The sequence below is a fragment of the Streptomyces sp. CC0208 genome (assembly GCF_003443735.1).
Taxonomy (GTDB): domain Bacteria; phylum Actinomycetota; class Actinomycetes; order Streptomycetales; family Streptomycetaceae; genus Streptomyces; species Streptomyces sviceus.
Window position 1 is genome coordinate 3680191 of sequence record NZ_CP031969.1, and the last position, 15670, is coordinate 3695860.

General features: G+C 72.0%; 12 protein-coding genes. 9 read left to right on the top strand and 3 right to left on the bottom strand.

Annotated elements, in window-relative coordinates; translation table 11 throughout:
• Window positions 1-466: 466 nt before the first annotated feature.
• Complete coding sequence (locus D1369_RS16665; RefSeq protein WP_037903578.1) at window positions 467-1669, bottom strand: NAD(P)-binding domain-containing protein; 1203 nt, start codon at window positions 1667-1669, stop codon at window positions 467-469.
• A gap of 95 nt (window positions 1670-1764) precedes the next feature.
• Entirely contained in the window at window positions 1765-3003 is a 1239-nt protein-coding gene (locus D1369_RS16670; protein WP_037901101.1) for a D-aspartate ligase, read from the bottom strand.
• A gap of 274 nt (window positions 3004-3277) precedes the next feature.
• On the opposite strand from D1369_RS16670, the gene fahA reads away from it, so the two are divergent.
• The 8 genes from fahA to D1369_RS16710 all read left to right on the top strand — a co-directional run bounded on the left by fahA (window position 3278) and on the right by D1369_RS16710 (window position 12685).
• A complete protein-coding gene (gene fahA / locus D1369_RS16675) occupies window positions 3278-4513 on the top strand; it encodes a fumarylacetoacetase (protein ID WP_007383984.1) in 1236 nt (411 codons plus the stop codon).
• Between the two features lie 154 nt (window positions 4514-4667).
• Window positions 4668-5609, top strand: a complete 942-nt coding sequence (locus tag D1369_RS16680) for a M56 family metallopeptidase (protein ID WP_007383983.1) — start codon at window positions 4668-4670, stop codon at window positions 5607-5609.
• 238 nt (window positions 5610-5847) lie between these two features.
• Window positions 5848-6633 (top strand): GntR family transcriptional regulator, encoded by a 786-nt coding sequence (locus D1369_RS16685; RefSeq protein WP_007383982.1) that lies wholly within the window; start codon window positions 5848-5850, stop codon window positions 6631-6633.
• Between the two features lie 31 nt (window positions 6634-6664).
• Window positions 6665-6892 (top strand): 4Fe-4S dicluster domain-containing protein, encoded by a 228-nt coding sequence (locus tag D1369_RS16690; RefSeq protein ID WP_007383981.1) that lies wholly within the window; start codon window positions 6665-6667, stop codon window positions 6890-6892.
• Window positions 6893-6908: 16 nt separating this feature from the next.
• Entirely contained in the window at window positions 6909-8246 is a 1338-nt protein-coding gene (locus D1369_RS16695) for an ABC transporter substrate-binding protein (protein ID WP_007383980.1), read from the top strand.
• Window positions 8243-9124 (top strand): ABC transporter permease, encoded by an 882-nt coding sequence (locus D1369_RS16700; protein WP_037901098.1) that lies wholly within the window; start codon window positions 8243-8245, stop codon window positions 9122-9124. Before D1369_RS16695 ends, D1369_RS16700 begins: the two co-directional genes overlap by 4 nt.
• Window positions 9108-9875, top strand: a complete 768-nt coding sequence (locus D1369_RS16705; protein ID WP_007383978.1) for an ABC transporter ATP-binding protein — start codon at window positions 9108-9110, stop codon at window positions 9873-9875. The genes D1369_RS16700 and D1369_RS16705 overlap by 17 nt, the downstream gene beginning before the upstream one ends.
• Before the next feature lie 11 nt (window positions 9876-9886).
• On the top strand, window positions 9887-12685 hold the full coding sequence (locus D1369_RS16710; protein WP_118082511.1) for a fumarate reductase/succinate dehydrogenase flavoprotein subunit: 2799 nt from the start codon (window positions 9887-9889) through the stop codon (window positions 12683-12685).
• Between the two features lie 92 nt (window positions 12686-12777).
• Here the strand turns inward: D1369_RS16710 and recQ are convergent, their stop codons facing one another.
• Window positions 12778-14808 (bottom strand): DNA helicase RecQ, encoded by a 2031-nt coding sequence (gene recQ / locus D1369_RS16715; RefSeq protein ID WP_037901091.1) that lies wholly within the window; start codon window positions 14806-14808, stop codon window positions 12778-12780.
• A gap of 248 nt (window positions 14809-15056) precedes the next feature.
• Here recQ and D1369_RS16720 point away from each other — a divergent pair, with 248 nt between their 5' ends.
• The gene (locus D1369_RS16720) at window positions 15057-15611 is read left to right on the top strand and encodes a hypothetical protein (protein ID WP_037901087.1); all 555 of its coding nucleotides are present in this window, start codon (window positions 15057-15059) and stop codon (window positions 15609-15611) included.
• Window positions 15612-15670: the final 59 nt, after the last annotated feature.

Below are 15670 nucleotides of genomic sequence, written 5' to 3' on the forward strand. Positions count from 1 at the left end.
GGACACCCGGGCCCTGTCGCCCGTATCCGAGGACCGCGGGGTGGACCCGCCCCGCGCCCCGCAGGCCACGCGGACCGACCGGGCTACCCGTCGCAGGACACCGGAGCCCCGCCCCCCCGTACACAAGGACCGCAGGACGTACCGGGCAGCCATACGCCGCAGGCCGCGGGGGCGGGCCGGACGACCCGCCGTAGGACAGCCCCGCCGCCCGTACACGAGGACGGCAGGGCGGACCGGCCCACACCCGCAGGCTACGCGGGCAAACCGGTCCACCCTCCGCAGGACACCCGGCCCCTGTCGCCCAGACACGAGGGGCACGGGGTGGACCGGCCCCCGCCCCGCAGGCCGCTCGCGCCGAGCGGGCTACCCGCCGCCAGACACCGGAGCCCCGACCCCCGTACACAAGGACCGCAGGACGTGCCCGCACACCCAGGGCAGGTCCCTCGCGGCTGGAGTACCTCCGCGGCTAGCCGTGGGCCGTCGCCAGGTGTCGGGCCAGGCGTGGGGAGGCGAACTCCGTGCCGCACACGAAGCGCATCACCGGGCCGTAGGAGGCCGCCGCCGGCAGGCCCGTGAAGTACAGGCCCGGCACGGAGGAGACGTACCCGGCGCCGAGCCTGGGCGTGCCCCGGCTGACCGCGAGGGCCGCGCGCAGTTCATGGCCGAGGAAGTCCATCGCGGCGAGGTCGACGCGGTAGCCGGTGGCGGCGATGACGTGGTCGGCGTCGAGGCGGTCCATCGCGCCGGTGTGGGTGAGGACGTCCAGGGCCGGGTGGCCGTCGGCCGCGTCCGCCTTGAGGATCCGGTCCACCTCGGTGACCTGCACCTTGCCCTCGAAGCGGTCGCGCAGCCACCACGCGCCGAGCGGGCCGAGGACCCGCCGGACCAGGTAGTGGCGGGTGCCGGCCGGGAGCCGGCGGTAGGGGTGCGGGTAGTAGGTCAGGGCCCACAGCGACCAGGCGCGGCCGAAGGGCGACTCCGGGCGCAGCCTCGGCTGCTTCCACGGCGGGGCGCCGAAGTCCACGCTGCCGCGTCCGCGTGCCACCACCCTGACCTGGGCGCCCGCCTCCGCCGCGAGGACGGCCGTCTCCAGCGCGGACTGGCCGGCGCCGACGACGATGAGCTCCTTGCCGGAGTACCGGCTGAGGTCGTGGTGCTGGGAGCTGTGGGAGACCGGGGCGGTGGGGGCGGGGCCGTCGGGTGCGGCGGCGGACAGTTCCGAGGGCAGGTGGGAGAGCCCCGAGAGACCGGTGGCGACGACGACCGCCCGCGCGGTGAACGACTCCCCCGAGTCGAGCTTGAGCTGGAAGCCGCCCCGCTCGCTGCGGTCCACGGACACCACCCGCACCTGTTCCAGCTGGGGCACCAGCTTCTGCTGGAACCACTGGCCGTAGGCGATGAAGGTCTCCACGGGGATGATGTCCTCGTCGGTCACCAGCCGGCGGATGCCCGCCGCGTCGCAGTAGTCGACGAGGGTGTGCCCGGGCTGCGGCGCGTCCAGGTTGGAGGCGGCCGGAGTGGACTTGAGGAGCATGCCCGCGGGCATGCTGTCGCGCCAGCTGACCATGGGGTCGCCGAAGACGCGCACGGGGATGCCGCGCGCCTGCAGATGGGCCGCGGTCGACAGGCCGAAGGGCCCGGCGCCGATGACTGCTACCGGTTGGATCACGAAGTCCCTCCCCAGGACGTTCACTTCGTCACTTCGTGGTGGTGCGGGTGGTGCGGGTGGTGCCACTGTTCACCTGGCCGTAGTGGTGCGGCTGTTCACCTGGTCGTGCCGCCGCGGCGGTTGGTGCGCCACAGCTGGTAGAGATGTTTCGCGCCGGGCCGTACGAAGCGCCCGAGCATGGTGAGGAACGGCAGCGGGTCGTCACCCGCGAACCAGGCCAGTTCGGTCCCGCTGGGCCGCACCGGCGCGTGCGGGGTCGTATAGCCGCTGCGGCGGTAGGCGAGCAGGGCGGGCAGGTCGATGTTCTCCACGACATAGCGGTGACCGGCCCGCTGTTCCCCCTCCGGAACGGCCCGCCCGGTCAGGTCCAGGTGCATGGCGCGGACGACGTCCACGCCCGACTCGCTCTCGAAGAGCCGGAACTGGGCGCCCATGCGGGGGTTGAAGTCGAGCAGTTTGTACTGACCGTCGCGCCGGTCGAAGCGCAGGTCGAGGTCGATGATGCCGGTGTAGCCGATCTGTTTGACGAAACGTGCGGCGAGGTCCGCGAGTTCCGGGTTGTCGACGACGTACGCGTTGGCCGTCATGCCCGCGTGCGGCGGCCAGGAGCGCACCTTGACGCCGGTGAACAGGGCCAGCGGGGTGGAGTTGTCGTCGAAGTAGGCGTGCACGATCCAGTCCTCCGCCTCCTCTCGTGGCAGGTATTCCTGGAGGATCACCCCGGGCCGCTCGCCCCAGTCACGGGCGAGGGCGAGCAGCCCTTCACGGGTGGTGATACGCGTGGTGCCGCCCACCGCGGGCCGTCGGCGCCGTACGAACGCCTCGCGGTTCTTGGCCACCACCGGGAAGCGGGCCGTCTCGGCGAAGGCCACGATGTCGTCGTACGACTGCGGGAAGGCGGCCTGCGGGCTGGCGATCCCGTGTTCCACGCACAGTTCGTGCAGGCCCTGTTTGCTGGCCAGCCGGCGGGTGAGGCCGGGCTCCACGCGCGGGAAGAGGAACCGGCCGAAGAGGTCGCTCTGGTGCTCGGCGATCAGGACCGCCGCCTCCTCGTCGGTCGGGACGAGGACCGCGGGGCGGCCGATGCGGCGCCCGATCCGGATCAGTCCCTCGACCAGCCGACCGGGGTCCTCGGTGCCGGTCGTCGGCCAGACGAAGGCGCGGGTGAGATAGCGGGAGGCGGCCGCGGGTGTGTATCGGTCCTCCGTGATGGCGTACACGGGTACACCGAGGCGGCCCAGACTGCGGATCGCGCCGACTCCCCCGTGGTGCAGGGGGTAGTCGCCGAACTTGACGATCAGGGCCGGCACCTCACGGTCGGCCTTGAACGGCACACTGCTCGCGCTTTTGGCCACAGTCCCCCCACGCGTCCCCCCACGGACGCGACCCCACCCATCCCGTCCGTGCTCGCAAAGGACGCTAAGCCGGAATGGAAGCCTCCGACCGTCCCTTAACAGGACATTGCTAACTCTTTAGCCACATCGCCAACCCTTCAGACACTCCCGTGACCGGCGACTCGGCCGTAACGTGTGGCCCGACCACCCGGACCGCAACGTGTGCCGCGACCACCTGGTCAGCACGGCATGCGCGAGAGTGAGGCAGCACCCCATGCCCCCCTTCGATGTCCCCTTCGACCTGCCCGAGGGCGACCCCTTCGGCCCGCACAACCTGCCGTACGGCGTCTTCTCGCCCTCGGGCTCGGCCGACCGGACCGTCGGCGTCCGGCTCGGCGACCACGTCCTCGACGCGGGCGCGGCCGCCGCGGCCCTCGGCTCCCCGTACGTCTCGCTGCTCGCCCGGCCCTCCCTCGGCCCGCTGCTCGCCGCCGGCCGCACGGCCTGGTCGGACGTGCGGCGCGCGCTGACCGCGTGGGTGACGGTGCCGGCGCACCAGGAGGCGATCGCGGGCCTCTTCCACCCGCTGTCGTCGGTCGACCTCCACCTCCCCTTCGAGGTCGCGGACTACGTCGACTTCTACGCCTCCGAGAACCACGCGCGAAACGTCGGCCAGATCTTCCGCCCGGACGCGGCGGACTCCCTGACCCCCAACTGGAAGCACCTGCCGATCGGTTACCACGGCCGCTCGGGCACGGTGGTGGTCTCGGGCACGGACGTCGTCCGGCCCTCGGGGCAGCGGAAGGCCGTTTCTGATGCCGCTCCCGTCTTCGGGCCGTCCGTGCGGCTCGACATCGAGGCGGAGGTCGGCTTCGTGGTCGGGGTGCCGTCCGAGCTGGGCCGGCCGGTCGGGCTCGGCGACTTCCGGGAGCACGTCTTCGGACTGTGCCTGCTCAACGACTGGTCCGCGCGGGACATCCAGGCCTGGGAGTACGTCCCTCTCGGACCGTTCCTCGGCAAGTCCTTCGCCACGTCGGTGTCGGCGTGGATCACCCCGCTGGACGCGCTGGAGGAGGCGCGGGTGGCACCGCCGGAGCGGACGCACGAGCTGTTGCCGTATCTGGACGACTCCGCCTCCGACGTCGAGCGGGGGGGCTACGACCTGCGGATCTCCGTCGCGATCAACGGCCATGTGGTGTCGGAGCCGCCCTTCTCGACCATGTACTGGACGGCGGCCCAGCAGTTGGCGCACATGACGGTGAACGGGGCCTCGCTCAGGACGGGTGACCTGTACGGCTCGGGGACGGTGAGCGGGCCCTCCGCCGCCGAGCGGGGGTCGCTGCTGGAGCTGACCTGGAACGGACGGGACGCGCTGGAACTCCCCGACGGGAAGCGGACGTTCCTGGAGGACGGGGACGTGGTGACGCTGTCGGCGTGGGCTCCCGGTCCGGACGGGGTCCGGGTGGGGCTCGGGGACGTGGTGGGACGAGTGGTGTCCGGGGACGTGTGAGGCGTCCGGAGCCGTTCGAGCCCTGCCGCGGGGCCTCCACTCACGGCATACTGGCGGCGGGCGGCATGCGTGGGACGACGTGTCGACCGCCCAGCAGCGCCTCACCACACCGCCCCACCTCCCCTGTCTCCGATCAGGATCCGGAGCCCGTGGCATGACTCTCTGCCTGCTCCTGCTGAGCACCGTCGCCGTCGCGGCCGCCGTGCCGGTGCCGCGCGCGCTCACCCGGGCCGCGTGGCCCGAACGGGAACCGGTGGTGGGGCTGTGGGTGTGGCAGTGCCTGGTCGCCACGGTGCTGCTGTGCTGTCTGACCGCGCTGGTGCTGGGCGCGGCGGCGGTCTTCCACACGGTCCGCGACCATGTGTTCGCCCCGGCGCCGCCGGCCGTGACCGCGGCGTACGACCTGTCGGCCGCGCCGGTCTGGGCGGTCGCCTCCACCCTCCTGCTGGCGGCCGGGGCCGCCTGGACCACGGCGATGCTGGCCCGTGAACTGGTCGAGGCCCGTCGGCGCCGCGGCGCCGCGCGTGAGCATCTGCGGGAGCGCGCGCCGGACCTGCCGGCCGGGCTGGGGACGGCGACGCGCGGTCCGCTGCTGGTGCTGGAGGACGAGTACCCGGACGCCTGGTGGATGCCGGGGAGTCCGCCGCAGCTGATCGTGACGACCGGCGCGCTGCACCGGCTGACCGACCACCAGCTGGACGCGGTCCTCACCCACGAGCGCGGGCACGCCCGGGCCCGCCACGACTGGCTGCTCCATCTGTCGACCGCGCTGGCCACCGGGTTTCCGCGGGTGCCGCTGTTCGCCCACTTCTGCGACCAGACGCACCGGCTGGTGGAGCTGGCGGCGGACGACACGGCGTCGCGGCGGTGCGGGCATCTGACGACGGCGCTGGCGCTGATCGAGCTGAACCAGCATCGGGGGGTGCTGTCGTGTGCGTCCAGTCATCGGTTGCTGGGTGAGCGGGTGGATCGGTTGCTGGAGCCGCCGCCGCGGTTGCTGCGCAGGCAGCGGGCGCTGACGTCTGCGACGGCTGCGCTGGTGCCGTTGTTGCCGTTGTTGATCGTTTTCGGGCCGGGGTTGTCGGCGCTGGCGTAGGGCGGTCGATTGTCGGCTGCCGGCCGGTGGGGGCTTGTCGCGCCCACGCGGCGGAGCCGCATATCGACACAGCCCCGCGCCCCTGGGCAGGCCGCACACCCCGCGCTTGCCTCGCCAGGTGGCACATCTCACCCCACAGACCAAAAAACCACAGGTCAGACCCGGATCCGTCACACCGTCAGGTGGCGCAACAATCCGGCAACACTGGATTTCCTACCAGCTCGGTATGGTTCCAGCCATGCCATCCACCGACCGTATCCGGGACCACGCCGGCCAGGGCGCGACCACCGTCGCCGCCCGTGCCCGGCGCCGGCTGCGCGCGGACCAGGCACGACAGCTCGCCGACCTCCTCCGCCATCAGATCCTCACCGGCGGCTTCGAAAGCGGCAGCCTGCCCCACGAGACGACCCTGGCCGCCGACTACCGCGCCTCCCGCAACACGGTCCGCCAAGCCCTGGACCTGCTCCGCGCGGAGGGCCTGGTCGAGCGCCTGCCCGGCGTCGGCACCGTGGTCGTCGGCCGGAAGTACCCCCACGGCCTGGACCGTCTGATGGGCCTCGCGGAAACCCTGCGCGAACACGGCACGGTCACCAACGAGGTACGCACCATGGGCCCCGCCCCGGCCCCCCACCCGGTGGCCCGGCGCCTCCAGGTCACCCCGGGCGCCGATGTCCTCTACATCGAACGTCTGCGCCGCCTGAACGGCCTGCCCCTCTCCCTCGACCTCACCTACATCCCGCTCGACCTCGGCACCGCCCTGCTCGGCGCCGACCTGGAGAACACCGACGTCTTCCGCCTCCTGGAGACGATCACCGGACAGGGCCTCGGCCACGCCGAGATCACCCTGGAGGCGGTGAACGCCGACACGCACTCCGCCGCCGTACTGGAGGCCCCGCGCGGGGCGGCCGTCCTCATGCTGGAACGCCTCACGCACCTCGCCGACGGCCGTCCGGTCGACCTGGAGTTCATCCGCTTCCGCGGCGACCGCATCACCATGAGCGGCCTGCTGCACCGCTCCCTCTGACCTCTTTCCGAGCCGTTTCCTGGAGACAGCCATGCCCTTGGTGCCCCAGCGGGCCGACGTGCCCGTGACCATCGACGAGTCGAAGTGCATCGACGGCTGCACGCTCTGCGTGGACATGTGCCCGCTGGACTCCCTGGCCATCGACAACAGCAGCGGCAAGGCCTACATGCACGTCGACGAGTGCTGGTACTGCGGCCCGTGCGCGGCCCGCTGTCCCACCGGAGCCGTCACGGTCAACATGCCCTATCTGCTCCGGTGAGAGGTCTCGAACTCCCATGAAACACACATCAGTTGTCGCCACCCTGCTGTTGCTGGCGCCGCTGACGGCCTGCGGCAGCGCCCAGGCGGGCGACGGCTCCACGGTCACCGTCACCGTCGGCTACCAGTCCAGGACCATCAACACGGTCACCGCCGGCACCCTGCTGCGCTCCCTCGGCTACTTCGAGAAGGAACTCAACTCGCTGCACGACGGCAGGACCTACAAGGTCGACTGGCAGGACTACGCCACCGGCGCCCCCATCACCGCCCAGATGACCGCCGGGAAGATCGACATCGGCTCGATGGGCGACTTCCCGCTCCTCATCAACGCGGCCCGCGGCAAGCAGCTCGGCAAGCCCACCCATCTGGTCTCGGTCACCGGCTACAACCTGCGCGGCGGCCTGAACACGATCGTCACCTCCCCGGACTCCAAGCTCGCCTCGCTCGCCGATCTGCGCGGCAAGAAGGTCTCCACCAGCGTCGGCTCGGCCGCCGACGGAACCCTCGTCCGCGCCCTCCAGCGCGCCGGCATCGATCCCGACAAGGGCATCGAGAAGCTCAACCAGCAGCCCGCGGTGGGTGCCTCGGCCCTGACGGCGGGCAGTACGGACGCGCTCTCGCAGTTCGTCGCCTGGCCGGGACTGCTCACCTACCAGGGCAAGGCGAAGGCCCTCTACGACGGTGCCGAGCTCAACCTCCCGACCTTCCACGGTGTCACCGCCCGCGAGGACTTCGCCGAGAAGCGCCCGGCGGTCCTGGAGGCGTTCCTCAAAGCCCAGGCCGAGGCCACCGACTACCTCCACGACCACCCGGTCGCCGCCGCCGAGTCGGTCGCGAAGGCCACCGGCCTGCCCGCCGAGGTCGTCTACCTCTACAACGGCGACCACGGCATCTCCACCTTCGACCCGGCCGTCAAGCCGCAGCTGGTCTCCGCGCTGAAGCAGGACGTCTCGGTGCTGAAGGCGGCCAAGCTGACCGGTGACATCGACGTGGACTCCTTCGTCGACGACCAGTACGTCAGGAAGGCCCTCGGGGCCGGTTACGCGGCCCGCCTCGCCGCCGCTCCCGCCGCCTCCGCGAGCGAGGTCTGGCCCAAGGGCGCCTCCGCCACGCAGAGCTTCAAGACGCCTTCGGAGCTGCTGGCGTACGTCTCCGCGCACCGGAACGGCATCCGCGGCGCCTACGTCCCCGACGCCACCACCGGCACCCTCTGGTTCGCCGACAAGGCGATCTGGGTGGCCGACGGCGACCAACTGCTGCCCTTCGTCGCCCCGGAGACCGCGCGGGCGTACGTCTCCGCGCACGGCGGCGCCCGGGTCATCACATACGCCGACGCGCTGGAGCGGGCGTCGTGAGCCGGCCCCTGCCGAAAGCCGGCCGGTACGCGCTCAGGGCGGCCTCCCTGGCGATCGCCCTCGGCGTGTGGCAGCTGCTGACCAGCCTCGACATCGACCTGTGGCTGCGCTTCTCGCAGTTCCCCACGGTCACGGACGTGGCGAGCGCCTTCGCCGACCGGCTGTCCGGTCCCGACTACTGGACGGACCTCACCGACAGCCTCACCCGCATCCTCACCGGCTTCCTGCTCGCCGCGGTGCTCGGCGTGGCGACGGGCGTGCTCATCGCGCGCTCCCGCCTCGCCGAGGACCTTCTCGGCCCGGTCCTGGAGGTCGTCCGCCCGATCCCGGCGATCGCCCTGGTCCCCGTCGCGATCCTGCTGTTCCCCTCCAACGAGCAGGGCATCGTCTTCATCACCTTCACCGCCGCCTTCTTCCCCGTCCTGGTCTCCACCCGGCACGCGGTCCGCGCCCTGACCCCCGTGTGGGAGGAGGCGGTGCTGACCATGGGCGGCGGCCGGTGGCGGATCCTCGCCTCGGTCGTCCTGCCGGGCGCCCTGCCCGGCATCTTCGGCGGCCTCTCGGTCGGCATCGGCGTCTCGTGGATCTGTGTGATCTCCGCCGAGATGATCTCCGGCCAGTACGGCGTCGGCTACCGCACCTGGCAGGACTACACCGTCGTCGACTACGCGGGCGTCTTCGTCGGCATGGTCACCATCGGCGTCCTCGGCTGGGTCACCTCCACGGCCGTGGAGCTGCTGGGGCGGCGGCTGACGCGGTGGCTGCCGAGGACGTCGTACGTCGGCGGGCGAACCCTGCGGCGGGCACGCGACACCTCGACTGCCGTGCCTGTCAGCCCCAGGACGAAGGAGGGCATCCCCCATGACCAGCTCGTCTGAGGGGCGTTCCCGCTCCGGCACCGGTGCGGCGCTGGCCCTGCACGGCACCGCACTGGGACGGCCCGACGCACCCGTACTCGACGCGGTGGAACTCGATGTGGCCCCTGGTGAGATCCTCACCGTCGTCGGCCCCTCCGGCTGCGGCAAGTCGACCCTGCTGCGCACCCTGGCCGGCCTCCTGGCCCCCCTCTCCGGCCAGGTCACCCAGGACTCCCGCCCCTTGACCCGCCCCTCGGCCGACCGCGCCCTGGTCTTCCAGGAGGACGCCCTCCTGCCCTGGCGCACCCTGCGCGCCAACGTCGAACTCCCCCTCGCCATCAAGGGCCTGTCACGCGCCGACCGCCGCGCACAGGCCGAGTCCTGGCTGGCCCGGGTCGGACTCGCCGACCACGCCCGGCAGTTGCCGCACCGCGTCTCCGGCGGACAGCGCCAGCGTGCCCAACTGGCCCGTGCCCTCGCCGGCCACCCCCGTGCCGTCCTCATGGACGAACCCTTCGGCGCCCTCGACGCCCAGACCCGCGCCGGCATGCAGGACCTGCTGGTCGAGGTGCTCCAGGGCACGGGCGCCACGGTCGTCTTCGTCACCCACGACGTGGACGAGGCCCTCTTCCTCGGCGACCGCGTAGCCCTCCTCGGCGGCGGCCGCCTGAGCGCCGTACGCGAGGTCCCGCGCCCGCGCGACCGTTCGGCCCACGACGATCCCGCGCGCGTGGCGCTGCGCCGCGACGTCCTCTCCTCGCTCGGTACCTGAAAGGCCCCCCGGTGACCACCCCCGCCTTGAACATGCCTCTGGAGATCCCCGCCCTCACCGACGCCGAGGAGATCCGCTGTGACGTCCTCGTCGTCGGCGGCGGCACCGCCGGCACCATGGCCGCCCTGACCGCCGCCGAGCACGGCGCGAACGTGCTGTTGCTGGAGAAGGCCCACGTCCGGCACTCCGGCGCCCTCGCCATGGGCATGGACGGCGTCAACAACGCGGTCATCCCCGGCCGCGCCGAACCCGACGACTACGTCGCCGAGATCACCCGCGCCAACGACGGCATCGTCGACCAGTCCACCGTCCGCCAGACCGCCACCCGCGGCTTCGGCATGGTGCAGCGCCTGGAGTCGTACGGCGTGAAGTTCGAGAAGGACGAGCACGGCGACTACGCGGTCCGCCAGGTCCACCGCTCCGGCTCCTACGTGCTGCCGATGCCGGAGGGCAAGGACGTCAAGAAGGTCCTGTACCGGCAGCTGCGGCGGCGTGAGATGCGGGAGAAGATCCGCATCGAGAACCGGGTGATGCCGGTGCGGGTGCTCACGGCGGAAGGGCGGGCCGTGGGTGCGGTCGGCTTCAACACGCGCACGGGCGCGTTCGTCACGGTCCGCGCGGGCGCGGTGATCCTGGCGACCGGCGCCTGCGGCCGCCTGGGCCTGCCCGCCTCCGGCTACCTGTACGGCACCTACGAGAACCCGACCAACGCGGGCGACGGCTACGCCATGGCCTACCACGCGGGCGCCGAACTGACCGGCATCGAGTGCTTCCAGATCAACCCGCTGATCAAGGACTACAACGGCCCCGCCTGCGCCTACGTCGCCAACCCCTTCGGCGGCTACCAGGTCAACCGGCACGGCGAGCGCTTCGTCGACTCCGACTACTGGTCCGGCCAGATGATGGCCGAGTTCGCGGCGGAGGTCGCCTCCGACCGGGGCCCGGTGTACCTGAAGCTGAGCCACCTGCCCGAGGAATCGATCTCGTCCCTGGAGTCGATCCTGCACTCCACGGAACGGCCCACCCGCGGGACCTTCCACGAGGGCCGCGGTCACGACTACCGCACCCACGACATCGAGATGCACATCTCCGAGATCGGTCTGTGCGGCGGCCACTCGGCCTCCGGCGTCCGCGTCGACGACCACGCCCGTACGACCGTCCCGCGCCTCTACGCCGCCGGCGACCTGGCCTGCGTCCCGCACAACTACATGATCGGCGCGTTCGTCTTCGGTGACCTCGCGGGCGCGGACGCCTCCCAGTACGCGCCCTATGAAGGGGAGTTGCCGACCGACCAGCTCCGCGAGGCGCACGAACTGATCTACCGCCCGCTGCGCAACCCGGACGGCCCACCGCAGCCCCAGGTCGAGTACAAGCTGCGCCGCTTCGTGAACGACTACGTGGCCCCGCCGAAGTCCGGCGCCCGTCTTTCGCTGGCCCTGGAGTCCTTCGAGCGGATGCGGGAGGACATCGCCGCGATGGGTGCGCAGACCCCGCACGAGCTGATGCGCTGCGCCGAGGTCTCCTTCATCCGCGACTGCGCGGAGATGGCCGCCCGCGCCTCGCTGGCCCGCACGGAGTCCCGCTGGGGCCTCTACCACGACCGTCTCGACCACCCCCATCGCGACGACATCTCCTGGTTCCACCATCTCGATCTGCACAAGTCCCCCTCCGGTGCGATGGAGTTCACGGCCCGGCCCGTGGCTCCCTATCTGGTCCCGATCGACGAGTTCACTCCGGTCGGCGGCCCCTCCCGGCACCTCGGCGAGGTGCACGCCGAGGAGGTGGCGACGGCGGGGGCACGCGAGCTCGCCCCGGTCGCGGGCGGGCGGCCCGGTGCCTCGGGCGACACCGACACGGGCGACCCTGGCGACCGCTCCGGTGCGGGAGCGGTGGCGAACGCCCCGATCCCGGCGGCCCCCGTCTCGTCCCGTCTGCTCGACCTCCTCGCCCTCGCCGAGCAGGAACCCGAACTCGCCGCCCTGCGGACCTACTTGTCCGACCCCGATCCCGCCGTCCGCCGTACGGCCGTCACCGTCCTGACGGAGACCACGCCCCCGGGGACCGGACCGGTCCTCGCGGAGTCCCTCACCGACAACGACCCCGGTGTCCGCGCCGCCGCGGCCGCGTCCCTGCGCGAACTCGTCGAGACGCTGCCGCCCGAACCCGCCCTCCGCGAAGGTCTCGCCACTGCCCTGGCCGAGTCCGACCCGGTGGTCCGCGCCACCGCCCTGGACGTCCTGCGCGCCCTGCACCTCGGCGACACGGAACTCTTCGCCGGGGCCCTCACCGACACGGACATCCCGGTCCGCATCGAGGCCGTCCGCGCCCTCGTGTCGGTGGACGCCGCCGAGGAACTCGCCCGCGCGGCCGCCACCGACCCGTCCCGTGAGGTCCGCGTGACGATCGCCAAGGCGTTGGCGACGGTGTGGGCCGAACGCCCGCTGGACGTCGCCCTCGACGCCCTGGCCCGTCTCACCGAGGACCCCGACGCCCTGGTGCGGGGGGCGGCTTACGGAGCGCTGGGCACCACCGGCTGCCCCGCCCCCCTCGCCGCCCGCGCCGTCACCGCCCTGTCGGCCCCCGCCTGGCAGGTCCGGTCGGGTGCCGCGACGGCACTGTCCGCCGCCGCCCCGGACGTGGCCGTCCCCGCCCTTGCCAAGGCCCTCGCCGACCCGAACGCCGACGTCCGCAAGGCAGCCGTCCTCGCCCTGACCCGGCACACGGGCACCGAGGACGCCCGCGCGGCCCTGGCCACGGCGACGACGGACTCGGACGCGGACGTCAGGGCGTATGCGGCGCGGGCGTTGTGACGTGAGGTGACATGAGGTGAGGTGACGTGACGTGACGTGAAGTGAGGTGACGCGGGACAACTCCCGCGCCCCACGCCGGAGCCCGGCGGCGGCTATATCCAGTCGTCCTCGGGCTCCGGATCCGCGTCCATCTCGGGCCAGTGATCCGCGCCGGGATCAGCTCCAGGGTCCGCGCCCGGCCCCGCGTTGCCGGCCGGGCTCGGTGTCTTCGCGGCCGCACCGCCCTCGGCCAGTCCGGCGAGCACCTCGATCACGCCCTCGCCGTATGTCGCGAGCTTCTTCTCACCGACCCCGCCGACGCTCCCGAGCTGCGTCACCGACGTGGGCCACACCGTGACGATCTCCCTGAGCGTGGCGTCGTGGAAGATGACGTACGCGGGGACGCCCTGCTCACGGGCCTGTTCGGCACGCCAGGCCCGCAGGGCCTCGAAGGCCGGCACCAGCGCCTCGGGCAGCTCGGCCACCGCGGCCTTGGCCTTGCCGCGCCCGGACGAGGGCGAGGATGCGGACTTGGCGCTCGCCGGCTTCTCGGGTTCCTTGCGCAGCGGCACCTCCCGCTCCCGCCGCAGCACCGCACCGCTCGCCTCGGTCAGCACCAGCGTGCCGTAGTCCCCCTCGACCGCGAGGAGCCCCTGGGCGAGCAACTGCCGTACCACCCCTCGCCATTCGCCCTCGGAGAGTTCCTCGCCGATGCCGAACACCGACAGCTGGTCGTGGTCGAACTGGATGACCTTGGCGGTGCGCTTGCCGAGCAGGATGTCGACGATCTGTACGGCCCCGAACTTCTGTCCGCGCTCCCGCTGCAGCCGCACGATCGTGGAGAGCACCTTCTGGGCCGCGACGGTGCCGTCCCAGGTCTCCGGCGGAGTGAGGCAGGTGTCGCAGTTGCCGCAGCCCGCGGGCTCCGGCTCCTGTCCGAAGTACTTCAGAAGCTGTCCGCGCCTGCACTGCGCGGTCTCGCACAGCGCGAGCATCGAGTCCAGGTGGGCGGCGGCCCGGCGCCGGAACGCCTCGTCGCCCTCGCTCGACTGGATCATCTTGCGCTGCTGGATGACGTCGTTGAGCCCATAGGCCATCCAGGCCGTGGACGGCAGTCCGTCCCGCCCCGCGCGGCCCGTCTCCTGGTAGTAGCCCTCGACCGACTTGGGCAGGTCGAGGTGGGCCACGAAGCGGACGTCCGGCTTGTCGATGCCCATGCCGAAGGCGATGGTCGCCACCACCACCAGGGCCTCCTCGCGCAGGAAGCGGGACTGGTGGGCGGCGCGGGTCCCCGCGTCCAGGCCTGCGTGGTACGGGACCGCCTCGATGCCGTTGCGGGAGAGGAACTCGGCCGTGGCCTCCACCGACTTGCGGGAGAGGCAGTACACGATGCCCGCGTCGCCCGCGTGCTCCTCGCGCAGGAAAGCGAGCAGCTGCTTCTTGGGGTCGGCCTTGGGGATGATCCGGTACTGGATGTTGGGCCGGTCGAAGCTGGCCACGAAGTGCCGGGCCGTCGGCATGTCGAGCCGCTGGGTGATCTCCTCGTGCGTGGCACGGGTGGCCGTCGCGGTCAGCGCGATCCGCGGTACGTCGGGCCAGCGCCGGCCGAGCACCGACAGCGTCAGGTAGTCGGGGCGGAAGTCGTGGCCCCACTGGGAGACGCAGTGCGCCTCGTCGATGGCGAAGACGGCGATCTTGCCCCGGGAGAGGAGATCCTGCGTGGCGTCGAGGCGCAGCCGCTCCGGCGCGAGGTAGAGCAGGTCCAGCTCCCCGGCCAGGAACTCGGCCTCCACCACGCGGCGCTCGTCGAAGTCCTGCGTGGAGTTCATGAACCCGGCGCGCACGCCGAGCGCCCTGAGCGCGTCCACCTGGTCCTGCATCAGGGCGATGAGCGGTGAGACGACGATGCCCGTGCCTGGTCTGACCAGGGACGGAATCTGGTAGCACAGCGACTTGCCGGCGCCGGTGGGCATGAGGACGACGGCGTCCCCGCCGGCCACCACATGCTCGATGATCTCTTCCTGCTCGCCGCGGAAGGCGTCGTATCCGAAGACCCGGTGCAGCGTGGCCAGTGCCTCGCTGTCGCTCGCGTCCGGTGTCCCGGTGATCCCTGGCATCTCGCTGATACCGCCCATCCCGCCCATAGTCCCGTCCCCCGTACGTCGTCCCTCGACCACTGCCTCCACGATAGGGGCCGGGACCGACAGCGTCGGAGTTATCCACAGGCCGGGCCGGTGACGTTGCATGGTCATTCGATCGGCCGATGTCACATGGCGCACTCGTTCGAGGCGGGACATGCTGCTGGGGCGGGCTGGGGAGGCCCCGTTCCTCCCCACGGACGGCGCCTCGCCCGCACGCCTCTCCCGCCTCAAGCGCCTCAAGGAGAACCACGATGGCCCCTCGGCCCCTGAAGGCAGTGCTCACCGTCGCGGCGGCAGCGGCCTTCTCACTGACCGCGGTCCCCGCGCAGGCAGCAGACCCGGACCCGCTCGTCTGGACGGAGCTGTCCAAGACGTACGGGGCCACGGGTGCGTATGCCTACGAGCCGTACGCCGTCGCCGACGGCTTCACCCCGACGGCCTGTGTGCCCGGCGGGGGCTACCGCTACGTCAACGAGGAGAACGTCGGGCAGACCGATCCCGAGACGCCCGCAGCTCTCCTCTACGAGGACGGCCCGTACGGGCGCAGGCTCGTCGCGGTGGAGTGGATCGCGAAGGCCGAGTCGGGTGCCGCCGCGCCGGTGATGTTCGGTCAGACCTTCCAGAAGCCGGTCGACCGGCCGGACACGGACTCCAGCTACACGCTGCGTGCCTGGATCTACAAGACGAACCCCAGCGGTCTCTTCAGCCCCACACATCCCGATGTGACGTGCTCGGCGGACCAGGACTCAGACCCTGACCTGACCCACGACCTGATCCCGGACCTGGATCTGGACCTGGACCTGTGACCACATGCGGCGGGCCCCGGCTCCCTGTGAGGGATCCGGGGCCCGCCGCATGAACACGG